Annotated in this window: 26 protein-coding genes and 1 tRNA gene; 17 read left to right on the forward strand and 10 right to left on the reverse strand. The window is 70.5% G+C overall.

Annotated elements, in window-relative coordinates; all coding sequences use genetic code 11:
- The 3 genes from PV341_RS30210 to PV341_RS30220 form a co-directional block, all read left to right on the forward strand.
- Positions 1-758, forward strand: a 758-nt coding sequence (locus PV341_RS30210) for an RDD family protein (RefSeq protein ID WP_500359495.1), incomplete at its 5' end; no start/stop codon positions are given.
- Between the two features lie 56 nt (positions 759-814).
- A complete protein-coding gene (locus PV341_RS30215; protein ID WP_500331276.1) occupies positions 815-1,498 on the forward strand; it encodes an RDD family protein in 684 nt (227 codons plus the stop codon).
- Positions 1,499-1,578: 80 nt separating this feature from the next.
- The gene (locus tag PV341_RS30220) at positions 1,579-2,214 is read left to right on the forward strand and encodes an RDD family protein (protein WP_499512090.1); all 636 of its coding nucleotides are present in this window, start codon (positions 1,579-1,581) and stop codon (positions 2,212-2,214) included.
- A gap of 75 nt (positions 2,215-2,289) precedes the next feature.
- Here the strand turns inward: PV341_RS30220 and PV341_RS30225 are convergent, their stop codons facing one another.
- Positions 2,290-2,571: a hypothetical protein gene (locus PV341_RS30225; protein WP_499512089.1), complete on the reverse strand. Its 282-nt coding sequence runs from the start codon at positions 2,569-2,571 to the stop codon at positions 2,290-2,292.
- A gap of 356 nt (positions 2,572-2,927) precedes the next feature.
- On the opposite strand from PV341_RS30225, the gene PV341_RS30230 reads away from it, so the two are divergent.
- Together PV341_RS30230 and PV341_RS30235 are read left to right on the forward strand one after the other, a co-directional pair.
- Positions 2,928-5,249 carry an immune inhibitor A domain-containing protein gene (locus tag PV341_RS30230; protein ID WP_500359497.1) on the forward strand — a complete coding sequence of 774 codons (2,322 nt, stop codon included), beginning with the start codon at positions 2,928-2,930 and terminating at the stop codon, positions 5,247-5,249.
- A 75-nt stretch (positions 5,250-5,324) separates the two neighbouring features.
- A complete protein-coding gene (locus tag PV341_RS30235; protein ID WP_499512087.1) occupies positions 5,325-5,642 on the forward strand; it encodes a hypothetical protein in 318 nt (105 codons plus the stop codon).
- 43 nt (positions 5,643-5,685) lie between these two features.
- Here the strand turns inward: PV341_RS30235 and PV341_RS30240 are convergent, their stop codons facing one another.
- Together PV341_RS30240 and PV341_RS30245 are read right to left on the reverse strand one after the other, a co-directional pair.
- The gene (locus PV341_RS30240) at positions 5,686-6,282 is read right to left on the reverse strand and encodes an isochorismatase family protein (RefSeq protein WP_500331281.1); all 597 of its coding nucleotides are present in this window, start codon (positions 6,280-6,282) and stop codon (positions 5,686-5,688) included.
- A gap of 78 nt (positions 6,283-6,360) precedes the next feature.
- Positions 6,361-7,695 (reverse strand): nicotinate phosphoribosyltransferase, encoded by a 1,335-nt coding sequence (locus tag PV341_RS30245; RefSeq protein WP_499512085.1) that lies wholly within the window; start codon positions 7,693-7,695, stop codon positions 6,361-6,363.
- Positions 7,696-7,779: 84 nt separating this feature from the next.
- Between PV341_RS30245 and clpS the strand changes: the two genes are divergently transcribed.
- The 8 genes from clpS to PV341_RS30285 all read left to right on the forward strand — a co-directional run bounded on the left by clpS (position 7,780) and on the right by PV341_RS30285 (position 13,420).
- Positions 7,780-8,091: an ATP-dependent Clp protease adapter ClpS gene (clpS, locus tag PV341_RS30250; protein WP_500359498.1), complete on the forward strand. Its 312-nt coding sequence runs from the start codon at positions 7,780-7,782 to the stop codon at positions 8,089-8,091.
- A 55-nt stretch (positions 8,092-8,146) separates the two neighbouring features.
- Positions 8,147-8,713, forward strand: a complete 567-nt coding sequence (locus PV341_RS30255; protein ID WP_499512083.1) for a DUF2017 domain-containing protein — start codon at positions 8,147-8,149, stop codon at positions 8,711-8,713.
- A 303-nt stretch (positions 8,714-9,016) separates the two neighbouring features.
- Positions 9,017-10,453, forward strand: a complete 1,437-nt coding sequence (locus tag PV341_RS30260; protein ID WP_500359499.1) for an amino acid permease — start codon at positions 9,017-9,019, stop codon at positions 10,451-10,453.
- Positions 10,454-10,525: 72 nt separating this feature from the next.
- Complete coding sequence (locus tag PV341_RS30265) at positions 10,526-10,951, forward strand: M67 family metallopeptidase (protein ID WP_500331285.1); 426 nt, start codon at positions 10,526-10,528, stop codon at positions 10,949-10,951.
- A gap of 66 nt (positions 10,952-11,017) precedes the next feature.
- Positions 11,018-11,122: a putative leader peptide gene (locus tag PV341_RS30270; protein WP_500359501.1), complete on the forward strand. Its 105-nt coding sequence runs from the start codon at positions 11,018-11,020 to the stop codon at positions 11,120-11,122.
- Positions 11,123-11,183: 61 nt separating this feature from the next.
- Complete coding sequence (locus tag PV341_RS30275; protein ID WP_499512079.1) at positions 11,184-11,489, forward strand: MoaD/ThiS family protein; 306 nt, start codon at positions 11,184-11,186, stop codon at positions 11,487-11,489.
- Complete coding sequence (locus PV341_RS30280; RefSeq protein WP_499512078.1) at positions 11,489-12,439, forward strand: PLP-dependent cysteine synthase family protein; 951 nt, start codon at positions 11,489-11,491, stop codon at positions 12,437-12,439. The genes PV341_RS30275 and PV341_RS30280 overlap by 1 nt, the downstream gene beginning before the upstream one ends.
- 228 nt (positions 12,440-12,667) lie before the next feature.
- Positions 12,668-13,420 carry an MBL fold metallo-hydrolase gene (locus PV341_RS30285; RefSeq protein WP_500331291.1) on the forward strand — a complete coding sequence of 251 codons (753 nt, stop codon included), beginning with the start codon at positions 12,668-12,670 and terminating at the stop codon, positions 13,418-13,420.
- Between the two features lie 79 nt (positions 13,421-13,499).
- On the opposite strand, the gene PV341_RS30290 is transcribed toward PV341_RS30285, so the two are convergent.
- Together PV341_RS30290 and PV341_RS30295 are read right to left on the reverse strand one after the other, a co-directional pair.
- Positions 13,500-14,753 (reverse strand): PTS transporter subunit EIIC, encoded by a 1,254-nt coding sequence (locus tag PV341_RS30290; protein WP_500331293.1) that lies wholly within the window; start codon positions 14,751-14,753, stop codon positions 13,500-13,502.
- A gap of 119 nt (positions 14,754-14,872) precedes the next feature.
- Positions 14,873-16,201: a PTS transporter subunit EIIC gene (locus tag PV341_RS30295; protein WP_500359502.1), complete on the reverse strand. Its 1,329-nt coding sequence runs from the start codon at positions 16,199-16,201 to the stop codon at positions 14,873-14,875.
- Positions 16,202-16,340: 139 nt separating this feature from the next.
- Between PV341_RS30295 and PV341_RS30300 the strand changes: the two genes are divergently transcribed.
- From PV341_RS30300 to rdgB, 4 genes are all read left to right on the forward strand, one after another.
- On the forward strand, positions 16,341-16,574 hold the full coding sequence (locus PV341_RS30300) for a PTS sugar transporter subunit IIB (RefSeq protein ID WP_499512074.1): 234 nt from the start codon (positions 16,341-16,343) through the stop codon (positions 16,572-16,574).
- Between the two features lie 99 nt (positions 16,575-16,673).
- The gene (gene rph, locus PV341_RS30305; RefSeq protein ID WP_500331297.1) at positions 16,674-17,420 is read left to right on the forward strand and encodes a ribonuclease PH; all 747 of its coding nucleotides are present in this window, start codon (positions 16,674-16,676) and stop codon (positions 17,418-17,420) included.
- A gap of 56 nt (positions 17,421-17,476) precedes the next feature.
- A complete protein-coding gene (locus PV341_RS30310; protein ID WP_500359503.1) occupies positions 17,477-17,872 on the forward strand; it encodes a hypothetical protein in 396 nt (131 codons plus the stop codon).
- Between the two features lie 15 nt (positions 17,873-17,887).
- Positions 17,888-18,496 carry an RdgB/HAM1 family non-canonical purine NTP pyrophosphatase gene (gene rdgB, locus PV341_RS30315; protein WP_500331301.1) on the forward strand — a complete coding sequence of 203 codons (609 nt, stop codon included), beginning with the start codon at positions 17,888-17,890 and terminating at the stop codon, positions 18,494-18,496.
- 45 nt (positions 18,497-18,541) lie between these two features.
- Here the strand turns inward: rdgB and PV341_RS30320 are convergent.
- From PV341_RS30320 to PV341_RS30340, 5 genes are all read right to left on the reverse strand, one after another.
- Positions 18,542-18,617: transfer RNA gene (locus PV341_RS30320), tRNA-Leu, on the reverse strand.
- 11 nt (positions 18,618-18,628) lie between these two features.
- Positions 18,629-19,507 carry an HNH endonuclease signature motif containing protein gene (locus tag PV341_RS30325; protein ID WP_500359505.1) on the reverse strand — a complete coding sequence of 293 codons (879 nt, stop codon included), beginning with the start codon at positions 19,505-19,507 and terminating at the stop codon, positions 18,629-18,631.
- Entirely contained in the window at positions 19,508-19,678 is a 171-nt protein-coding gene (locus PV341_RS30330) for an HNH endonuclease (protein ID WP_500359506.1), read from the reverse strand.
- A gap of 573 nt (positions 19,679-20,251) precedes the next feature.
- The gene (locus PV341_RS30335; protein WP_500359507.1) at positions 20,252-21,109 is read right to left on the reverse strand and encodes a fumarylacetoacetate hydrolase family protein; all 858 of its coding nucleotides are present in this window, start codon (positions 21,107-21,109) and stop codon (positions 20,252-20,254) included.
- A 55-nt stretch (positions 21,110-21,164) separates the two neighbouring features.
- On the reverse strand, positions 21,165-21,829 hold a 665-nt coding region (locus PV341_RS30340; protein ID WP_500359508.1), incomplete at its 5' end, for a YidC/Oxa1 family membrane protein insertase.

Below are 21,829 nucleotides of genomic sequence, written 5' to 3' on the forward strand. Positions count from 1 at the left end.
GCCCGGGCACCGCGCTCTCGGTCGGCGCGGACGCCGTGCTCCCGGCCCCGTCGCCGGCCCCGGCTCCCGCGGCCGCCGCGGGCGCGGCCGGGAGCACGGCGTCCGCGCCGACCGAGAGCGCGGTGCCCGGGCAGCAGCAGCCCGCTCCCGTCCCGTGGGCGCAGCAGGTGCACGACCTGGCCCGTCAGGTCCCGCCGCAGGGCGGGGAGGCCGCCGCCCCCGGGTCATGGCGGCCGGCGGCCGACGACCCGTCGGCCCCCGCGCGGCGGCAGGCGCGCCCCGCGTCGCCGGGGAGGCGCCTGGTGGCCCGGCTGATCGACAGCGCGGTGGTGGGCGCGGTCGTCGCGGCCGCCGCTCTGCCGCTGGGCACGGCGGCGTACGAGCACCTGCGCGACAAGGTGGACGCCGCCCGGCTGACCGGCGAGGAGGTGACGGTCTGGCTGGTCGACGGCACGACGGGGGTGCAACTGGGCATCCTCGCCGCCGTCGCGCTCGTCACCGGAGTGCTGTACGAGGTGCTGCCCACCGCCAAGTGGGGCCGCACCCTGGGCAAGAAGCTGCTCGGCCTGCGCGTGGTGGACGTCGAGAGCCGGTACGAGCCCGGCTTCGGGCAGGCGCTGCTGCGCTGGCTCACCCACACGGTGCTGGACGCGCTCGTGATCGGCCTCCTCGGGCTGGTGTGGTGCCTGTTCGACCGGCCGTGGCGGCAGTGCTGGCACGACAAGGCGGCACGCACCTTCGTGGCCCGCGACAGCTGACACCCGAACGGCCCCCGCCGGAGGCGCGGCCGAATCGTCCGGGTTTCACTCGGGGCATGAGCACCGACCAGCCCGAGGACCCGTTCGCCAAGCCGCCCCGGGAGCCGTCCGGGCCCGCGCAGCCGCCGCCCGGGCAGTCACCGCCGCCTGCGGAGCAGCAGCCGCCGCCCGGGCAGCAGCCTTACCCGCCGCCCCCGTACCAGCCCCCGCCCGGCGGCTCGCCCTACGACCAGCCGCCCCCGGGCTACGGCGGCGACCCCTACGCCAGTGGCCCGTACGGAGCGGGCGAGCCCGATCCCCTGGCCGGGATGCCCCCGCTGGCGCACCGGGGGCGCAGGCTGCTCGCGCGCATCGTCGACGGGCTGATCATCGGCATCCCGGTCTACGGCCTCACCGGGCTGATCTGGGACTACGACTACAACGCCACCGGCGCGGTGTTCTCCCAGGGCGTCATCTACGCCGTGATCTACCTGGCCTACCAGGTGTTCATGCTCACCCGTTCCGGGCAGAGCCTCGGCAAGAAGCTGCTCAAGGTGCGCGTCGGCATGCTCGCCGACGGCACCAATCCGACGGCCCCGGCGGCGCTGAAGCGGGAGTCGGTCTACTCCCTGGTGCCGATCATCCCGTGCTGTGGTGAGATCTTCTGGATCATCGAAGTGCTCTGGTGCACCTGGGACAAGCCGTACCGTCAGTGCCTGCACGACAAAGCGGGGCAAACCGTGGTGGTTTCGGTGGAGTAAGGCACGCTGTGGGGTGATCGTCGCAGGGCCGTGACCATCACCGTCTATGCGCCGTCATGCCCGGCTGATTTACTCACTCCATGAGTTCGAATCAACCGCCCGGCTACGGTTACCCGCAGGGCGGCTCGGGGGGCCAGGACCCGTACGGGCAGAACCCGTACGGACAGCAGCCGCACCCCCAGGGCCAGAACCCTTACGACCAGCAGCCGTTCCCGCAGCAGCAGTCGCCCTACGCCTATCCGCAGCAGGGGCCCGGTTACGGCCAGATGCCGACGGACCCGGCCCTGGCGGGCATGCCCCCGCTGGCCGGCAGCGGCCAGCGCTTCCTCGCCCGGCTCATCGACGGCGGCATCTTCCTCGTCGCGCTCATCATCCTGATGGTCGCCACGAGCACCTCCTTCACGGACACCGGCGCGTTCCTCGGCATCGAGCTGCTCGTCTTCGCGGGCGCGTTCGCGTACGAGGGCCTGATGCTCCAGTCGACGGGTCAGACCATCGGCAAGAAGGTCATGAAGATCCGCGTCGCCAAGCTGGCCGACGGCAGCCCGCCCGGCAGTGCCGCCTGGGGCCGCGCGGCGGTCTACTCCTTCATCGGCATCGTGCCGTGCGTGGGCTCCATCCTGTCGCTGCTCAACGTCCTGTGGCACCTGTGGGACAAGCCGTACCGCCAGTGCTGGCACGACAAGGCGGCCAAGACCGTCGTCGTCCAGGCCTGACACCCGCACTGACGAAGACGACGGCCCCGGAGCGGATGCTCCGGGGCCGTCGGCGTGATCTGCGGGGGTGCGGGTTCAGCGCCGCAGCGAGTGCTCCCCCAGCCGGGGTTCGGCGGCGCCGCGGACGCGGGGTCGTGGCACCGGCTGCTGTACGGCGGGCAGTTCGCGCCTCGTGCGGCGCGTGCCGGCCGGGATCGCCGCCGTCACGGCGACCAGGACACCGAGCGTCAGTCCTGCCGCGGCGATGACCGCCACCGCGACGCCCGATCTCGCCTCGGAGAGCAGCAGCATCGCGAGGGTGGAGAGCACCACGGTCGCGGAACCGTAGGTCAGCTGGGCGGGGGTGGGACGTGGCATGGCTGATCCGTCCTCATATACGACGATTGTGGCGGAGCGTCGGCCAGGGCCGTCTTCCCGGTGGTTCAGACGTGGCACGCCAACCACCGACTCTACGGTGCGAGATGCCCGCACGGAACGCCCGGTAAGCGTGACCTAACCCACGGTGCGGAAGCACGGGGGGCGCACGGGGTCGCATCGCGATCTTCCCCGGGACGCAACGAACCTGCGGCGAAATGGAGTTGCGCAGACCGATGTGTCCGCTATGTGCAACGGATCGGTCGCTCACCGTACTTGTCGGTCATGGCCAAGTCAAGATCTGTCTTTTCATCCGTCACTCCGGTGCAATGGCTTCACCCTAGGGAGGTCAATACATCGTGATAAGCCAACGACGGACCATCAGATCCGCCGCTCTGGCCGTGGCGATCGCCGCAATAGGCGCCACCGCCTACCCCGTCGCGGCAGCCCAGGCCGACCCGCAGGCCGGTCGCGTCGTGCGGCACGACCCGGCGAAGGCGGAGCGCGTCGAGCACGATCTGAAGGGCCCGCTGAGCGAGCGCCAGTCCGCCCAGCGCCAGCAGGCGATCGAGCAGGTCATCTCGGGCAAGTCCAAGGTCGAGGACCGCGGTGCCTCGGACGTGGTCAAGCTCGGCAAGAACAAGTACGTCGAACTCGGGCGCGAGAAGACCGACAAGATCTTCGTGATCCTCGCCGAGTTCGGGACCAAGACCGACCCGCAGTACGGCGGTACGGCCGGTCCCGCGCACAACCAGATAGCCAAGCCCGACCGCCGCAAGGACAACAGCACGGCGTGGCAGGCGGACTACAACAAGCAGCACTTCCAGGACCTGTACTTCTCCAAGGCCTCCGGCAAGGAGTCGATGGCGAAGTACTACGAGAAGCAGTCCTCCGGCCGCTACTCGGTCGCCGGCGAGGTCGCCGACTGGGTCAAGGTCGACTGGAACGAGGCCCGGTACGGCAGCAACAAGTGCGACACCTGCACCTGGAACCTCGTCGCGGACGCGGTGAACAAGTGGGTCGACGCGCGCAAGGCCGCCGGTGACTCCGCCGCCACGATCAAGGCGAAGCTGGCCGAGTACGACCAGTGGGACCGCTACGACTACGACGGCGACGGCAACTTCAACGAGTCCGACGGCTACATCGACCACTTCCAGATCGTGCACGCCGGTGAGGACGAGTCCGCCGGCGGCGGCGCCCAGGGCGAGGACGCGATCTGGGCCCACCGCTGGTACGCGTTCGGCACGGACGCCGGCGCCACCGGCCCGGCGGGCAACCTGCTCGGTGGCACCCAGATCGGCGACACCGGCGTCTGGGTCGGCGACTACACCGTCCAGCCGGAGAACGGCGGCCTCGGGGTCTTCGCCCACGAGTTCGGTCACGACCTCGGTCTGCCGGACCACTACGACACCACCAACACCGCCGAGAACTCCACCGGCTTCTGGACGCTGATGTCGTCCGGTTCCTGGCTCGGCACCGGCAAGGACACCATCGGCGACCTGCCCGGCGACATGACCGCCTGGGACAAGCTGCAGCTGGGCTGGCTGAACTACAGCACCGCCAAGGCCGGCAAGGTCGGGATCAGCACCCTCGGCGTCGCGGAGTACAACACCGCGAGGAAGCAGGGCCTGGTCGTCACGCTGCCGAAGAAGACCGTGACCACCGAGCTGGCGACCCCGGCCGAGGGCGCGAAGCAGTGGTGGAGCGGCAGCGGTGACAACCTGAGCAACACCCTCACCCGTGACGTCGACCTCACGGGCAAGACCTCGGCGAGCCTGTCCCTCAAGGGCTGGTACGACATCGAGGAGAACTACGACTACCTCTACACCGAGGTGTCCACCGACGGCGGCGCCAACTGGACCGCGATCGACGGCACCATCGGCGGCGCCCCGCTCCCGCGCGACGCCAGCGACAAGCCGGCCCTGACCGGCACCGCGGCCTCCTACCAGGACATGGTGCTCCCGCTGGACGCCTACGCGGGCACGTCGGTCAAGCTCCGCTTCCGCTACCAGTCCGACGGTGGCGTGGCCCAGAAGGGCTTCCTCGCCGACGCGATCACCCTGACCGCCGACGGGGCGACCGTGCTCAGCGACGGCGCCGAAGCCGGTGACAACGGCTGGACCGCGAACGGCTTCACGGTCAAGGGCTCCACGTTCTCCGAGGACTACGCGCAGTACTACATCGCGGAGAACCGGCAGTACGTCTCGTACGACACGACCCTGAAGGTCGGCCCCTACAACTTCGGCTGGGGTACCACCAAGGAGAACTGGGTCGAGCACTACGCGTACCAGAACGGCCTGCTGATCTGGCTGTGGGACACCTCGATGAACGACAACAACGTCAGCGCGCACCCGGGCGCCGGTCGGATCCTGCCGATCGACGCCCACCCCAAGGCGCTGAAGTGGAGCGACGGCACGCTGCAGCGCAACCGCGTGCAGTCCTACGACTCCACGTTCACCAAGGCCCGCACCGACGCCATCACCCTGCACAAGAACGGCGTCGCCACCAAGCTCCCGAGCCTGCCCGGCAACACGGTCTTCGACGACAAGAACTCCTACTGGTCCTCGGAGAACCCCACGGGCAGCGTGAAGGTGGCCCCGAGCAACACCAGCATCACGATCCTCCACGAGGCCCGGGACGGCAGCACCATCACCGTCCGGGTGGGTCCCTCCAAGAAGTGATCACGCTCCGCACGAAGTGACCTGATCGGCCCCCGTCCCCTGGTGGACGGGGGCCGATCTGCCGATCATGTGCTTATGGCCAGCGGCGGTTTCACCAGGCTTCCGAGCGGCGACGTCGTCGTGGCCCTCCGGTTGCCCTCGCCCGGCGGGGCCCCGGACGAGTACATCAGGGTCCTCGTCGTCTCGGCCAACCGCCAGCGCGCACTGACCCGCCTGCGGAACCTGGGCTTCCGGACCGTCCGTCTCGTCGGCAACATGGAGCCCCCCACGTCCGACGAGATCAACGCCGTCCTCCACCACCCCGACGGCCTCGTCTGGCGCCGCATCCCCTCGGCCCCCGCCGCCCCCTGGCAGTCCATCGCGGCGCTGCTGGGCCCGACGGTGCGCCGCTGAACCCGGGGTGCGGCCCCGGGGGCCGTCCTCCCGCCACCGGCCGTCAGGCCTGTCCGCGGACGACCGGCTTTCCGGACAGTTCGGCGCCGGCGGCGCGCAGCTCGTCCAGCGCCGACTCGGTCGTCCTCGCCATGACGCCCGCCGTCAGGTCGAGCAGCACCCGGGTGCGGAACCCCTCCCGCACGGCGTCCAGTGCGGTCGCCCGCACGCAGTGGTCGGTGGCGATGCCGACCACGTCGACCTCCGCCACCCCGCGCTCGCGCAGCCACCGGGCCAGCCCGGTGCCGTTCTCGTCGGCACCCTCGAAGCCGCTGTAAGCACCCGCGTACGCGCCCTTGTCGAAGACCGCCTCCACCGCGCCCGAGGCGACCGCCGGAGCGAAGTTGGGGTGGAAGCCGACGCCCTCGGTGCCGGCGGCGCAGTGCACCGGCCAGGTGTGGACGTAGTCGGGGTGGTCGGAGAAGTGGTCGCCGGGGGAGACGTGGTGGTCGCGGGTGGCCACGACGTGCCGGTAGCCGGCCGTGGCGTCCCCGATGAGGTCGGTGATGGCGGCGGCGACCTCGGAGCCGCCGGCGACCGCCAGGCTGCCGCCCTCGCAGAAGTCGTTCTGCACGTCCACGACGATCAGTGCGCGGTGCATGGTGGTCGGTCCCTTCCGGTCGCTGTCGCTTCGACTGTAGTGAGCGGCGGCCCTGCCGCGGCAGGGCGCCCCGGCCGATCAGTGGGTGATGTACTCGGTGTGCAGCGCCGGCTCGCCGCGCGACAGCTGGGTCGCGGACAGCGGCAGGGCGGCGCGCGCCTCGATGTGGCGGGTGCGGGCCGCGTCCAGCGGCTCCCGGTGCACGGTCTCGCCGCCCAGCACCAGCGGCACCAGCAACTGCCGGTCCGCCAGCGGTCCCGGGACCGGTCCGGTGCCGATCACCTCGGCCTCGGCGACCCCGTCGGCGTCCAGCCGCCGGGCCGCCCACTTGCGTCCGCCGATGCTGGTCTTGCCGCCCATGGACTTCTTGGCGACGGGCACCAGGGGCGCGCCCGGGTCGTCGGAGGTGGCCCGGGCGACCAGCTTGTAGACCATCGAGCAGGTCGGCTGCCCGCTGCCGGTCACCAGGGAGGTGCCGACCCCGTACGCGTCGACCGGCGCCGCGGCCAGCGAGGCGATCGCGTACTCGTCCAGGTCCGAGGTCACCACGATCCGGGTGTCCTTCGCCCCCAGGTCGTCCAGCTGCTGCCGCACCCGGTGGGCGAGCAGCAGCAGGTCCCCGGAGTCGATGCGCACCGCGCCGAGCTCGGGCCCGGCGATCTCCACGGCGGCCCGGACGGCCGTCGCCACGTCGAAGGTGTCGACCAGCAAGGTGGTGCCCCGGCCGAGCGACTCGACCTGGGCGGTGAAGGCGTCCCGCTCGTCGTCGTGGAGCAGGGTGAAGGCGTGCGCGCTGGTGCCGATGGTCGGCAGGCCGTAGCGGAACCCTGCGGCGAGGTTGCTGGAGGAGGCGAAGCCCCCGACGTAGGCGGCGCGGGAGGCCGCCACCGCCGCCAGTTCGTGGGTGCGGCGGGCGCCCATCTCCATCAGCGGGCGGCCCCCGGCGGCCACGGCCATCCGGGAGGCGGCGGCCGCGATCGCGGAGTCGTGGTTGAGGATCGACAGCACCACCGTCTCCAGCAGAACCGCCTCGGCGAAGGTGCCCTCGATCCGCATGACCGGCGAGCCGGGGAAGTACACCTCGCCCTCGGGGTAGCCGAGGACGTCGCCGCGGAAGCGGTAGCCGGCCAGCCATTCCAGGGTGGGCGCGTCCACGACGCGCTCCCGTTCCAGGAAGGCCAGGATGCGGTCGTCGAAGCGGAAGTTCTCCACGGCGTCCAGTACCCGTCCGGTGCCGCACACCACCCCGTACCGGCGCCCCTCGGGCAGCCGGCGGGTGAACACCTCGAACACCGAACGACGGTGGGCGGCGCCGCTGCGCAGCGCGGCCTGCAGCATGGTCAGCTCGTACCGGTCGGTGAACAGCGCGGTGGAGGGGACGGTGACGGGCAGCCCCAGGTCTGCAGTGCTCATGTCCGAGGATGCTACCCCCAACTCTCGTCAGAGTGACGATTTCTCGGAGGGCCGGTTTCCCTGTCGGCACGGTCTGGTGACAGCATGGGTCCCGTGAGTGTCGCCCCCGCAGAGATCGAACGGACCGAGTCGAGCGAGGCCCCCTTCGAGGTGCCGTCCCCGGACGTTCCCTGGGTGACTGTCGTCCACAACGACCCGGTCAATCTGATGAGCTACGTGACCTACGTCTTCCAGGCGTACTTCGGTTATCCGAAGGACAAGGCCACCAAACTCATGCTCGACGTGCACCACAAGGGCCGCGCCGTGGTCTCCAGCGGCACCCGCGAGGAGATGGAGCGCGACGTGCAGGCCCTGCACGGCTACGGGCTGTGGGCCACCCTGACGCAGGACCGCTGAGGCCGCGAGACCACCGAGAAGACCACCGAGCCCCTGAGGGACGGCTGATACCGACATGCCCGGCTACTTCCAGACCGCCGCCGCAGGCGGCGCCGCCGTCGCGCTCGACGAGGTCGAGATCTCCATCCTGCGCAGCCTGGCCGTGCAGCTCCTGGAGCTGATCGGCCCCGGCGACGCCGCCGACGGCGCCGAACCGGCCGACCCACTGGCCGAGCTGTTCGCCGAGGGCCCCACCCGGCCCCCGCAGGACCCGGCGCTCGCCCGGCTCTTCCCCGACGCCTACGAGGAGGAGGCGGACTCCTCGGACTTCCGCCGCTACACCGAGAACGACCTGCGCACCCGCAAGCGCGGCGACGCGCTCGCCGTCGTCCGCAGCCTCGACGCGCTGACCCCCGGCGGTGACGGGGGAGCGGTGCTCAGCCTCGACGCGGAGCAGGCGCGCCGGTGGCTCGGCACCCTCAACGACCTGCGGCTGACCATGGGGACCCGGCTGGAGGTCAGCGAGGACGAGGACAGCGAGCTGTACCGGCTGCCGGACTCCGACCCGCGCAAACCGCTCGTCATGGCCTACCTCTGGCTCGGGGCGCTCCAGGAGAGCCTCGTGGAGACCCTCATGCCGTGATCCGGGGGGCGTCCGTTCGCTCAGACGACGCTCAATTCCGGATAACGATCACGTCACCGCAGCGGACCGCATTCCCATTCGGCGCACCTTTTGTCCGCTTCTTCCTGTGCCATGTGCCACATTTGCGCTGCGTGCCCGGCGCACACCCCGTGATACGAATCCTCGACCACCGGCCGTGACGCCACCCCTGTCCCGGTCGGTCGCGTGGCCGGCTGACCCCGGCGTGCACCTCCACCATCCGGGGGGATCGGAACCCGATCCGGGCCGTCGCGGCCGGACGGGCATGGAGAAAGGCACAGCACCATGACCTCGACGCAGGTCGAGCAGTACGAATCCGGCGACGGCGCCACGGGGGCCGCGCCGGAAGAGGGCTACAAGCGGGGACTCAGCGCCCGTCAGGTCCAGATGATCGCCATCGGCGGCGCCATCGGCACCGGCCTGTTCTACGGGTCCAGCAAGGGCATCGCCGCCATCGGGCCCAGCCTGATCGCCTGTTACACGGCCGCCGGCATCGTGATCTTCTTCATCATGCGGGCCCTCGGCGAGCTCCTCACCTACCGCCCCACCTCCGGCAGCTTCGCCGACTACGCCCGTGAGTTCTTCGGGCCGTTCGCCGGCTTCGCCACCGGCTGGTCGTACTGGGCCCTGTGGGTCACCGCCTGCATGTCCGAGGTCACCGTCGCGGGCGCCTACATCAACTTCTGGTGGCCGTCGGTCCCCGTCTGGTCCACCGCCGCGGTCGCCCTCGTGGTGCTCTTCGTCGGCAACCTCGTCTCGGTCAAGATCTTCGGCGAGCTGGAGTTCTGGTTCTCCACGATCAAGGTCACCGCGATCGTCGCGATGATCGTCATCGGCGTCGGCATCCTGACCTTCGGCTTCTCCTCCGCCGGCGACACCGCATCCGTCACCCACCTGTGGGCCGACGGCGGCTTCGCCCCCAACGGCGCCTGGCAGGCCATGCTCGCCATGCAGGGCGTGATCTTCGCCTACCTCGGCGTCGAACTGGTCGGCATCACCGCGGGCGAGGCCGAGAACCCCAAGCAGACCCTGCGCAAGGCGATCAACACCCTGCCGGTCCGCATCGGCATCTTCTACGTCGGCACGCTGATCGTCCTGCTGTCGGTCTTCTCCTGGACCAAGTACACCGCGGGCGTCAGCCCCTTCGTCCAGGTCTTCGCCCAGGTCGGCATCCCCGGCGCCGCCGGGATCATGAACTTCGTGGTCCTCACCGCCGCCCTGTCCTCCTGCAACTCCGGCATCTACTCCACCGGCCGCATGCTGCGCGGCCTGGCCGTCAACGGCGAGGCGCCCAAGGCCGTGGCCAAGCTCAGCGACCGGCAACTCCCGCTGCCCGCGCTCGTCATGTCCACCCTCTTCATGGGCATCGGCGTCATCGTCAACGTCGTCTCCCCGGACAAGGCGTTCGTCTACATCACCTCCGTCGCCACCTGCGCCGGCCTGTGGACCTGGATCGTGATCCTCGCCGCGCACCTGCGCTACCGCGCCAAGGTCCGCGCCGGGCTGCTGCCCGCCGCCGACTTCCGGATGCCGGGCGCCCCGGTCACCAACTGGATCGCCATCGTGGCGCTGCTCTCCGTCGTCGTCCTCATGGCGACCGACGCAGACACCCGCCTCGGCCTGTACGTCTGGCTCGTCTGGTCGGTCCTGCTCGGCATCGGCTACGCGGTCCTCAAGCGGCGCACCCCCGGCGACCCCGCCCTGGCCCTCGCCCAGGAGTAGTCCCGGGCCCGGCGTCTCAGCAGGTGACCGCCGTACAGCCGTACGGCGGTCACCTTCTCTATCCTGACGACCATGCTGACCATCACCCGTGCCCTGCACGACGCCCTCGTCGCCCACGCCCGCGCCGACCACCCGGACGAGGCCTGCGGCGTGATCGCGGGTCCGGCCGGCAGCGGCCGGCCCGAGCGGCACATCCCGATGCTCAACGCGGCTCGCTCGCCCACGTTCTACGAGTTCGACTCCACCGACCTGCTCAAGCTCTACCGGGAACTCGACGACCGCGACGAGGAGCCGGTGGTCATCTACCACTCGCACACCGCCACCGAGGCCTACCCCTCGCGCACCGACATCTCCTACGCCAACGAGCCCGGCGCCCACTACGTACTGGTCTCCACCGCCGACACCGACGGCGCCGGCCCCTTCCAGTTCCGCTCGTTCCGCATCGTGGACGGCGAGGTCACCGAGGAGCCGGTGGAGGTCGTCGACCCGTCCATCTGAGACGCGACGGTCCGTATCCTGGGACGACCGTCTCTGGGGCCCGGGGGGAATCGATACGATGAGCCCATGGTTTCCCACGACGTGAGCGACAGGGCGCCGGGCACGCTGCTCGTGGCGCGGCTGCACGTCGACCTGTGCCGCCTCGCCAGCGCGGCATGTACGTGCGCCTGAGCACCGTCAGCCCGCGCAACCCCGCTTCCCGCCGTACTCACGCACCCACTGGAGCCGACGCATGGCCATCGAGGTCCGCATCCCGACCATCCTCCGCACGTACACCGACGGCGCCAAGGCCGTCGAAGGCAGCGGCAGCACTGTCGACGAACTCCTCGCCGACCTCGACACCCGCCACACCGGCATCCGCGAGCGCATCGTCGACGGCGGCGAGCTGCGGCGCTTCGTCAACGTCTACCTCAACGACGAGGACGTCCGCTTCCTGGACGGCATCGCCACCAAGCTCACCGACGGCGACAGCGTGACGATCCTCCCCGCGGTCGCCGGCGGCAGCGGCCTGCCGGCCGACCGCGTCGGCGGGCGCTGATGCGGTACGACAGCCCGCTGGCAGCCGTCGGCAACACCCCGCTGGTACGGCTGCCGCGCCTGTCACCCTCCGGCGAGGTGTCCGTCTGGGCCAAGCTGGAGGACCGCAACCCCACCGGCTCGGTCAAGGACCGCCCGGCGCTGCACATGATCGAGCAGGCCGAGCGCGCCGGCCGGCTCACCCCCGGCTGCACGATCCTCGAACCCACCTCCGGCAACACCGGCATCTCGCTCGCCATGGCGGCCCGGCTCAAGGGCTACCGCATGGTCTGCGTCATGCCCGAGAACACCTCGTCCGAGCGGCGCGAACTGCTCACGATGTGGGGCGCCGAGATCATCCCCTCCCCGGCCGCCGGCGGCTCCAACACCGCCGTCCGCGTCGCCAAGGAACTGGCCGCCGAGCACCCCGACTGGGTGATGCTCTACCAGTACGGCAACCCGGACAACGCCGGCGCCCACTACGCCACGACCGGCCCGGAGATCCTGACCGACCTCCCCTCCGTCACCCACTTCGTCGCCGGGCTCGGCACCACCGGCACCCTCATGGGCGTCGGCCGCTACCTGCGCGAGAAGGTCCCCGGCGTGCAGATCGTCGCCGCCGAGCCCCGCTACGACGACCTCGTCTACGGACTGCGCAACCTCGACGAGGGCTTCATCCCCGAGCTCTACGACGAGTCCGTCCTCACCACCCGCTTCTCCGTCGGCTCCGAGGACGCCGTCCGCCGCACCCGCGAACTGCTCCAGCAGGAGGGCATCTTCGCCGGTGTCTCCACCGGAGCCGCCCTCCACGCCGCCCTCGGCGTGGCCCGCAAGGCCGAACGCGCCGGGGAGCGCGCCGACATCGTGTTCGTCGTCGCCGACGGCGGCTGGAAGTACCTGTCGACCGGCATCTACACCGCCGCGTCCACCGAGGCGGCCGTCGCCGCCCTGCACGGCCAGCTCTGGGCCTGATCCTCCCCCCACGGCGCCCTCGCCCCGCCGGACTTCCGGCGACGAGGGCGCCGTACTGGTGATTCCGCCCACAACGGGGCTCCGCAGAGGAGCACGCGCACGCCGTGCGCCTTACGCTCAAGAGCACATGGCGGGTCGCTCCCGCCCCTCCCCCCTCCCCCTGCGGAGCGGGGGCGTCGTGGCGCGCCAACGCAAGACCCCCGGAACAATCCACGGAGGTTTCTGCACATGAAGCTCACCGTCGTCGGCTGCTCGGGGTCGTTCCCGTCCGCGGAATCGGCCTGCTCGAGCTACCTCATCGAGGCCGACGACTTCCGGCTGCTCCTCGACATGGGCAACGGCGCCCTCGGCGAGCTGCAGCGCCACTGCGGTCTGTACGACCTCGACGCCATCCTGCTGAGCCATCTGCACGCCGACCACTGCATCGACATGTGCGCCTACTTCGTCGCGCGCTACTACCGCCACGAGGGCGGCCCCGCCCACGCCATCCCCGTCTACGGGCCCGAGGGCACCGAACGGCGGCTGGCCAGCGCGTACGGGGACGTGCCCGACGAGAAGTGCATGAGCGAGGTCTTCGACTTCCGCACCCTCGAACCCGGCACCTTCCGCCTCGGCCCCTTCACCATCACCGCGGACGTCGTCAGCCACCCCGTCGAGGCGTACGGCTTCCGTGTCGAGCACGCCGGTCGCGCCATCACCTATTCGGGGGACACCGGTCCCTGCGACGCGCTGCTGACGCTCACCGAGGGCACCGACCTCTTCCTGTGCGAGGCCTCCTTCACGCACGGCAAGGAGGACATCCCCGACCTGCACCTCAACGGCCGCGAGGCCGGCCAGTACGCGGACCGCGCGGGCGCCGGGCGGCTGCTGCTCACCCACATCCCGCCGTGGACCGACCCGCGGACCAACCTCGAGCACGCCCGCGAGGTCTACGACGGCCCGGTCGAGGTGGCGAAGGCCGGCGCGGTCTACGAGGTCTGAGCGCCCCCGCCCGAAGCAGCACGAAGCCCCCGGAACCAGACCTTCGGTTCCGGGGGCTTCGTCGTGTGCCGCGCCGGCGCTACGCCTTGACGAGGTCCTCGTTCTCCTCCTCGGGCTCGCGGCCCGGGGTGGGGAGGTTGAACTTGGTGATCGCGAAGCGGAAGACCACGTAGTAGATCACCGAGAAGACGAGCCCGATCGGGATGATCAGCCACGGCTTGGTCGACAGGTTCCAGTTGAGCAGGTAGTCGATGGCGCCGGCCGAGAACGTGAAGCCCGCATGGACGCCGAAGGCCCAGGTCACGGCCATGGACAGCGCGGTGAGCACCGCGTGGATCGCGTAGAGCAGCGGCGCGATGAACATGAACGAGAACTCGATCGGCTCGGTGACACCGGTGACGAAGGAGGTCAGCGCGAGCGAGATCATCATGCCCATGACGGCCTTACGGCGCTCCGGACGGGCCGTGTGGGCGATGGCCAGGGCGGCGGCCGGGAGGCCGAACATCATGATCGGGAAGAAGCCGGTCATGAACTGCCCGGCACCCGGGTCGCCGGCGAAGAAGCGGGTCAGGTCGCCGTGGACGACGGTGCCCGCGGAGTTGGTGAAGTCACCCAGCTGGAACCAGGCCACCGAGTTCACGAACTGGTGCATGCCGATCGGGATCAGCGCACGGTTGATCAGACCGAACAGCGCGGCGCCGACAGAGCCGAGACCGGTCATCCACTCGCCGAAGTTGCTGATGACCTCGCCGATGGGCTCCCAGACCAGACCGAAGAACACGCCGACCAGGACGCCGACGAAGGCCATGATGATCGGCACGAGGCGGCGGCCGTTGAAGAAGCCGAGCCAGTCCACCAGCTTCTTGCGGTGGTAGCGCTGCCACAGGACGGCGGCGAGCAGACCCATGATGATGCCGCCGAGCACACCGGGGTTGTTGTAGGTGGCGGGGATGTCCGCGCCGGCCTGGATCTTGGCCTCGGTGACCGGGAAGGCCTTCAGGACGTTGCTGTAGACCAGGAAGCCGACCAGTGCGGCGAGGGCCGTCGAGCCGTCGGCCTTCTTGGCGAAGCCGATGGCGACGCCGATGCAGAACAGCAGCGGCAGGTTGTCGAACACGGCGCCGCCGGCGGTGGCGAACACCGAGGCGACCTTGTCCCAGCCGAGGCCGTCCGCGCCGAAGACGTCGGGCTGGCCGAGACGGAGCAGAATGCCCGCCGCCGGCAGGACGGCGATCGGCAGCTGCAGGCTGCGGCCGACCTTCTGCAGGCCTTGGAAAAGGCCGGAGCCCCGCTTCTTCGCTGCGGGGGCCGCCGATGCGGTGGCGGTTGTCATGGGGGGTCCTCCTGGTCTAAACCACCGAGTGGTGTAGACCAGTATTAAATGTAAGCGACGCGTCAAGGAAAGGCTCCTCCGGTGTGGTCTAGACCACACTCCTGAGCGTGGCGCCCCCGCTACGCCTTGACGTTGCCCCGCTCCATCTCCTCCGCGACCTCCTCCGGCTCGCGCCCCGGCGTCGCCAGGTCGAACCTGGTGATCACGAAGCGGAAGAGCACGTAGTACACCGCCGCGAAGACCAGCCCGATCGGGACGATCAACCAGGGCTTCGTCGCCAGGTGCCAGTTGATGACGTAGTCGATCAGCCCCGCCGAGAAGCTGAAGCCGTCGTGCACGCCCAGCGCCCACGTCACCGCCATCGACACCCCCGTCAGCACCGCGTGGATCGCGTACAGCGCCGGCGCGATGAAGAGGAACGAGTACTCGATCGGCTCGGTGATGCCCGTCACGAACGAGGTCAGCGCCACCGACAGCATCAGGCCCCCGACCTCCTTGCGGCGGCCCGGGCGGGCGCAGTGCGTGATCGCCAGCGCGGCGGCCGGCAGGGCGAACATCATGATCGGGAAGAAGCCCGAGGTGAACTGCCCGGCCGTCGGGTCACCCGCCAGGAAACGCGTGATGTCCCCGTGCACCACCGTCCCGTCCGGCTCGGTGAAACTGCCGAACTGGAACCACACGAAGACGTTGAGGAACTGGTGCAGCCCCACCGTCAGCAGCGCCCGGTTCGCCACGCCGAAGATCCCCGCCCCGTACGAGCCCAGGTCCGTGAGCCACTGGCTGAAGGCGGTGAGCCCGGCACCGACCGGCGGCCAGACGAACACGCACAGCACCGCGAAGACGATCGCGACGAACGCCATGACGATCGGCACCAGCCGGCGCCCGTTGAAGAAGCCCAGCCAGTCCACCAGCCTCGTGCGGTGGTAGCGCTGCCAGAAGAACGCCGTCAGCAGCCCGATCACGATCCCGCCGAACACCCCCGGGTTCTGGTACGCCGCCGGAGCCGCCGCCGACGGCGTCCCCGGGGGGATGCACGCCCCGCTGATGGTGCTCGTCGCCAGGAAGGCCGTCCCCGGCGGGCAGTCCTGCGGGAACTGGTGCAGCACCCCGTAGTAGACGAGGAAACCCGCGACCGCCGCCAGCGCCGTCGAACCGTCCGACTTCTTCGCCATCCCGATCGCGACACCCACCGCGAACAGCAGCGGCAGCCCCAGCGAACCGTCCAGCAGCGCCCCGCCCGCGCCGTCGAAGACCTTCGCCACGTTGTCCCAGCCCAGGCCCTTCGGGCCGAAGACGTCGTCCTGGCCCAGCCGGTTCAGGATGCCCGCCGCCGGCAGCACCGCGATCGGCAGCTGCAGACTCCGTCCCATCTTCTGCAGGCCCTGGAACAGGACACCGCTCCACTTCCGGCTCGGACGCGGGGCGGCTGCGGCGGCGTCCGGACCCATGGGACTACCTCCCGGCAGGTAATGTGGTGTAGACCAGTTGCGGCACGGCTGCGTCACCCATGCATCCCCGCAAAAGCGGTCCGCCACTGCATTACGGTGTGAAATCGGACCGAACGGCCGAGACCAACCAGGAGTACAGATGGCCAGCAAGGCAGAGAAGATCGTCGCCGGGCTCGGCGGACTCGACAACATCGAAGAAGTCGAGGGCTGCATCACCCGTCTCCGCACCGAGGTCAAGGACGCCTCGCTCGTCGACGACGCCGCGCTCAAGGCCGCCGGAGCGCACGGCGTCGTCAAGATGGGCAACGCGATCCAGGTCGTCATCGGCACCGACGCCGACCCCATCGCCGCCGACATCGAGGACATGATGTGACCCCGCGCTGACCGCCGGGGCCACCCCCACCTCACCCGCAAGGGGCCCGTTCCCGGACCGGCACGGGCCCCGGGACGCGCTACGACTAGGCTCGACGCCATGTCTCGTATCGACGGCCGCACCCCCGAAGAGCTCCGCCCCGTCACCATCCAGCGCGGCTGGAGCAAGCACGCCGAAGGATCCGTCCTCGTCTCCTTCGGCGACACCAAGGTCCTCTGCACCGCATCCGTCACCGAGGGCGTCCCCCGCTGGCGCAAGGGCAGCGGCGAAGGCTGGGTCACCGCCGAGTACGCCATGCTGCCCCGCGCCACCAACACCCGAGGCGACCGCGAGTCCGTCCGCGGCAAGATCGGCGGCCGCACCCACGAGATCTCCCGCCTCATCGGCCGATCCCTGCGCGCCGTCATCGACTACAAGGCGCTCGGGGAGAACACCGTCGTCCTCGACTGCGACGTCCTCCAGGCCGACGGCGGCACCCGCACCGCCGCCATCACCGGCGCCTACGTCGCCCTCGCCGACGCCGTCACCTGGATGCACGGCCGCAAGCTCGTCCGCGCCAAGGCCCAGCCCCTCAGCGGCACCGTCAGCGCCGTCAGCGTCGGCATCATCGACGGCGTCCCCATGCTCGACCTCTGCTACGAGGAGGACGTCCGCGCGGAGACCGACATGAACGTCGTCTGCACCGGCGACGGCCGCTTCGTCGAGGTCCAGGGCACCGCCGAGGGCCAGCCCTTCGACCGCAAGGAACTCAACAGCCTCCTCGACCTCGCCGTCGCCGGCTGCGCCGAACTCGACGCGCTCCAGCGCGCCGCCCTCACCGACCTCGAACAGATCACCAAGAACTGACAAAGAGCACGTCTGCAAAACGCAACCCGAGGACGGCGCGGTGCGTATGTAAAGGTATGCACCCACGCACCCGCCGCCTCGCGGCGCTCGCCACCGCGGCCGCCCTCGGCACCACCGTCCTCATCGGCTGCAGCGCCGTCGACGCCGTCGACAAGGCCCTCGACTGCGCCAACGTCGCAGCCCAGGTGGCCACCGACGTCCAGAACCTGCAGAACGCCGTCAGCAACGCCGGCAACAGCCCGCAGGACGCCGCCAACGCCCTCGACCAGATCGCCGCCGACCTCGCCGACCTCGGCGACAAGACCGGCAACGCCGACGTCAACACCGCCGTCGGCGACCTCCAGCAGGCCGTCGAGAACGCACAGAAGGCCGCCGAGAACGGAGACGTCCCCGACATCACCCCCGTCGCCGACGCCGCATCCGAACTCTCCAAGGTCTGCACCCCCGGCTGACGGGATAATCGGACCATGCCGCACACCCGCCTGGTCCTCGCCACCCGCAACGCCCACAAGGTCGCCGAACTCCACGCCATCCTGGCCGACGCCGGACTCGGCGTGGAGCTCGTCGGCGCCGACGCCTACCCCGCGATCCCCGACGTCCGCGAAACCGGCGTCACCTTCGCCGAGAACGCCCTCCTCAAGGCCCACGCCCTCGCCCAGGCCACCGGCCTCCCCGCCGTCGCCGACGACTCCGGCCTCTGCGTCGACGTCCTCGGCGGCGCCCCCGGCATCTTCTCCGCCCGCTGGGCCGGCAAGCACGGCGACGACCGCGCCAACCTCGAACTCCTCCTCGCCCAGCTCTCCGACATCGACACCCCCCACCGCGCCGCCCACTTCATGTGCGCCGCCGCCCTCGCCCTCCCCGACGGCACCGAACGCGTCGTCGAGGGCCGCCTCCTCGGCACGCTGCGCTTCGAGCCCCACGGCGCGAACGGCTTCGGCTACGACCCGATCCTCCAGCCGCTCGGCGAGTCCCGGACCTGCGCCGAACTCACCGCGGAGGAGAAGAACGCCATCAGCCACCGCGGCCTGGCCTTCCGGGGCCTGGTGCCGGTGGTGCGGGAACTGGTGGGGTGACATGACGAGGGGCGCGACATCTTGGAGATGTCGCGCCCCCGGCGGTGGGCCCGGTGGGACTCGAACCCACGACACACCGGATCTAAACCGGCGTCCTCTTGGCCAGCTGGGATACGGGCCCGCGGCGCCACTCTACTTGGTGGGGGAGCCCACCTGCGCGGGTACGGTGCCGGAGACTGCGCGGCCCGCGAAGCCGGCGGTCTGGCTGTGGCACGAGGGGCACAGATATCGGAGGTTGCCGATCCGGTTGTCCAGTCGGTCGCCGTTGACGTGATCGATCTCGAGCGTGATCGTCAGCCCCTGCCATGCCGGGCCCGTGCCGCAGGCACCGCATTCATAGGGCACGCCCTTCTCCTGGAGCGCGCGGTGCAGCATGCGCCGACCGGTACGCGGGCTGCCGGGGGCGAGCAGCCGCAGGATCTGCTTTGCCGATTTGCGGCGCGTGGAGGGGACGCCGCGAGCGTGCGCCTGACCCGTGAAGTGCGCCGTCGACAGCCCCCGCTCCGAGATGAGGCTCTTGAGCCGCCTCCTGGTCGTCCCGTTGTCCGGCAGGTCCAGGAGGCGAACGACGCCCGCGAGGCTCGTCGACCCGGCGACGGCCGCACACAGCCGGTGCACGTCGATGGGCCGTTGTTCCTTGGCGACCGGTGGCGCGAAATGGGAGGTGTCGATCCCGAAGTGGGCGAGTCGGCGCTCGATGTGCCGGTAGGCACTGTCGTACGGAGGCACGTCAAGGTGTTCCAGGATTTCGCGGATGGACCGGCAGCGGGCCGCGGCATCCTCCAGGACCGACCTCGTGTACCTGCGGGCTGGTCTGCTGGGCAGCGCTTCGTCGACGAAGTGTTCCGTGTCGATGCCGTAGTGCCGGAGTCGCTCCTTCAGGTAACCCAGCGGGCCGCTGCCGAGGGGTTGGCCGAGGCGCGTGAGCATGTCCACGAGACTGCGGGACCGGGCAGCGCAGGCCGTGAGCGAGGTGCGGGTGTAGCCCGGACTGTCGTAGAGACGGGACATCTAGCGCACCGCCCCACGGCGCTTGCGGCCCCGGTAAGTGTCGGTGGCCGCGTGGCAGTTCGGGCAGAGCAACCGCAGGTTCTCAGGCCGGTTGTCCCACCAGTCCCCGTTGATGTGGTCGACCTCCAGGCGCAGTGGCGCACCGTTCCACACCGGTCCGGTGCCGCACATCGCGCACAGGTCCTTGAGCCCTTGGCGGAGCAGGTGTCTGCGCAGACGGTCGCTCTGGATCCGCCGTCGTTCGGTGTGCCGAGTACCAGTCGGTCGCTCAGTGACCGCCTCGGGCGGCGGGCACCGCTGTTCGGCGTGAAATGTGAGGTGTCGATTCCCAACCGCGCGATGCGGCGCCCGATGTGCGCCTGATTGCCGCCGACCGGACTGACGCCCAGGCGTCTCACGACCTCGGCGATGCTGGTCGACTCGCCAACGACGGCGCGCAACCGGCGTTCGGTGTGGCGGATTCCCTCGGGCTCGAAGTGCGAGCAGTCGACGTCCCAGGCGCTGATGAGCTTGCGCAGGTAGGCGCGGCTGCCGTTGGTGGGCGTTCCCCCGAGCCTGGTGATCACGTCGGAGAGCGACCTGCATTGGGCGGCGGCCTCTTCGAGGAGTTCGCGTGTGTATCTCGCAGTCACATATCCCCCATGCGATTTTAACGACCCGTTCGTACGACGGTTACGCCGACCGGGATACGCCGAAGGGCGCCCGGAACGACACACCGGGCGCCCTTCGGCGGGGGAGGTTGGGCTACGCGTCCTTGAGGACCTGGCGCTGGTGGCCGAGGCCTTCGATCTCGAGCTCGACGACGTCGCCGGCCCGGAGGTAGGGCTTGGGCTCGGGGCGGCCGAGGGCGACGCCGGCAGGGGTGCCGGTGTTGATGACGTCGCCGGGGTAGAGGGTCATGAACTGGCTGACGTAGCGGACGACTTCGGCGACCGGGAAGATCTGGTCGGCGGTGCTGCCGTCCTGCTTGAGGTCGCCGTTGACCCACAGCCGCAGGCCCAGGGCCTGGGGGTCGGGGATCTCGTCGGCGGTGACGAGCCAGGGGCCGAGGGGGTTGAAGGTCTCGCAGTTCTTGCCCTTGTCCCACTGGCCGCCGCGTTCGATCTGGAAGGCGCGTTCGGAGACGTCGTGGGCGACGGCGTAGCCCGCGACGGCGGCGAGGGCCTCGGTCCCGTCGGCCGCGTAGCGCAGTTCGCGGCCGATGACGACGGCGAGTTCGACCTCCCAGTCGGTCTTGAGGCTGCCGCGGGGGACGAGGACGGTGTCGTCGGGGCCGACGACGGTGTCGGGGGCCTTCATGAACAGGATGGGCTCGTCGGGGACGGCGGCGCCGGTCTCGCGGGCGTGGTCGTGGTAGTTGAGGCCGATGCAGACGATCTTGCCGATGCGGCTGAGCGGGGGGCCGACGCGCAGGTCCTCGGGGTCGAGGGCGGGGAGGGTGCCGTCGGCGGCCGCGGTGCGGATGCGGGCGAGGGCGTCCGCGTCGGCGAGCAGGGGGCCGTCGATGTCGGGGGTGAGGGAGGACAGGTCGCGCAGGGTGCCGTCCTGGTCGAGCAGGGCCGGGCGTTCGGCTCCGGCGGGGCCGACTCGCAGCAGCTTCACAAGACTCTCCGGGTGTGGTCGGGGGTGGTGGTCGTGGCCGAGGTCATGTCCGGGGTCATGTCCGATGGGGGCGGTCATCGGAGGTCTTGGTTGATCCTCCAGCGGCGGGGGTGGCGTCCGCAACCCCTTGACCATGGTGTGGACGGTGCAGCCAGGCGCGTTCGGCGGCGGTCCAGGCGGTCGAGGTGGCGATGTAGAGCCCGGCGGCCGGGGGGACGATCGCGGCGGTGACGAGGGTGCCGAAGGAGAGCAGCGGCAGGTGCTTGGCGAGGCCCTGGGCGTCGGGGGCGGCCTTGCGGGCGCGGCGGTAGGACCAGAAGGCGACGGCGGCGACCACGACGAGGATCGCGACGTGGAGGGCTCCGGCGCGCTCGTCGCCGATCCGGGCGGCGGAGGAGGCCTGGTAGAGCACGAAGAAGGCGGGGAATTGGAGGAGCGTGGGGAGCATGCCGGCGAAGGGGGAGGAGCCCTCGTCCGCGTAGAGGTCGGTCAGTGCGCGCTGGAGTTTCTGCGGGTCGCGCCCGTGCTTGCGGCGCAGTTCGGCGACGCGCGGGGCGAGGGCGGCGCGGGTCTTCTCGCCGCGGGCGGCGGCGCGGGCGAGCGGGTGGAGGGCGAGCCTGACGAGGACGGTGAACAGGACGATCGCGGCGGCTGGCGCGGCGGCGGGTCCGGTGAGGGGGGTGAGGGCGTGGGTGAGGGTGAGCAGGAGGTGCGTGAACA

Origin of the sequence: Streptomyces sp. PA03-1a (assembly GCF_033792805.1) — a bacterium.
Lineage (GTDB): Bacteria > Actinomycetota > Actinomycetes > Streptomycetales > Streptomycetaceae > Actinacidiphila.

Coding starts and splice junctions, on each gene's coding strand:
- PV341_RS30220 (WP_499512090.1), top strand. CDS start 1,579: ATGAGTTCGAATCAACCGCCCGGCTACGGTTACCCGCAGGGCGGCTCG.
- PV341_RS30255 (WP_499512083.1), top strand. CDS start 8,147: ATGCCCGGCTACTTCCAGACCGCCGCCGCAGGCGGCGCCGCCGTCGCG.
- PV341_RS30240 (WP_500331281.1), bottom strand. CDS start 6,282: ATGCACCGCGCACTGATCGTCGTGGACGTGCAGAACGACTTCTGCGAG.
- PV341_RS30300 (WP_499512074.1), top strand. CDS start 16,341: ATGGCCAGCAAGGCAGAGAAGATCGTCGCCGGGCTCGGCGGACTCGAC.
- clpS (WP_500359498.1), top strand. CDS start 7,780: ATGGGTCCCGTGAGTGTCGCCCCCGCAGAGATCGAACGGACCGAGTCG.
- PV341_RS30265 (WP_500331285.1), top strand. CDS start 10,526: ATGCTGACCATCACCCGTGCCCTGCACGACGCCCTCGTCGCCCACGCC.
- PV341_RS30215 (WP_500331276.1), top strand. CDS start 815: ATGAGCACCGACCAGCCCGAGGACCCGTTCGCCAAGCCGCCCCGGGAG.
- PV341_RS30325 (WP_500359505.1), bottom strand. CDS start 19,507: ATGTCCCGTCTCTACGACAGTCCGGGCTACACCCGCACCTCGCTCACG.
- PV341_RS30310 (WP_500359503.1), top strand. CDS start 17,477: ATGCACCCACGCACCCGCCGCCTCGCGGCGCTCGCCACCGCGGCCGCC.
- PV341_RS30245 (WP_499512085.1), bottom strand. CDS start 7,695: ATGAGCACTGCAGACCTGGGGCTGCCCGTCACCGTCCCCTCCACCGCG.
- rdgB (WP_500331301.1), top strand. CDS start 17,888: ATGCCGCACACCCGCCTGGTCCTCGCCACCCGCAACGCCCACAAGGTC.
- PV341_RS30260 (WP_500359499.1), top strand. CDS start 9,017: ATGACCTCGACGCAGGTCGAGCAGTACGAATCCGGCGACGGCGCCACG.
- rph (WP_500331297.1), top strand. CDS start 16,674: ATGTCTCGTATCGACGGCCGCACCCCCGAAGAGCTCCGCCCCGTCACC.
- PV341_RS30235 (WP_499512087.1), top strand. CDS start 5,325: ATGGCCAGCGGCGGTTTCACCAGGCTTCCGAGCGGCGACGTCGTCGTG.
- PV341_RS30270 (WP_500359501.1), top strand. CDS start 11,018: ATGGTTTCCCACGACGTGAGCGACAGGGCGCCGGGCACGCTGCTCGTG.
- PV341_RS30290 (WP_500331293.1), bottom strand. CDS start 14,753: ATGACAACCGCCACCGCATCGGCGGCCCCCGCAGCGAAGAAGCGGGGC.
- PV341_RS30275 (WP_499512079.1), top strand. CDS start 11,184: ATGGCCATCGAGGTCCGCATCCCGACCATCCTCCGCACGTACACCGAC.
- PV341_RS30295 (WP_500359502.1), bottom strand. CDS start 16,201: ATGGGTCCGGACGCCGCCGCAGCCGCCCCGCGTCCGAGCCGGAAGTGG.
- PV341_RS30280 (WP_499512078.1), top strand. CDS start 11,489: ATGCGGTACGACAGCCCGCTGGCAGCCGTCGGCAACACCCCGCTGGTA.
- PV341_RS30225 (WP_499512089.1), bottom strand. CDS start 2,571: ATGCCACGTCCCACCCCCGCCCAGCTGACCTACGGTTCCGCGACCGTG.
- PV341_RS30285 (WP_500331291.1), top strand. CDS start 12,668: ATGAAGCTCACCGTCGTCGGCTGCTCGGGGTCGTTCCCGTCCGCGGAA.
- PV341_RS30330 (WP_500359506.1), bottom strand. CDS start 19,678: ATGTGCGGCACCGGACCGGTGTGGAACGGTGCGCCACTGCGCCTGGAG.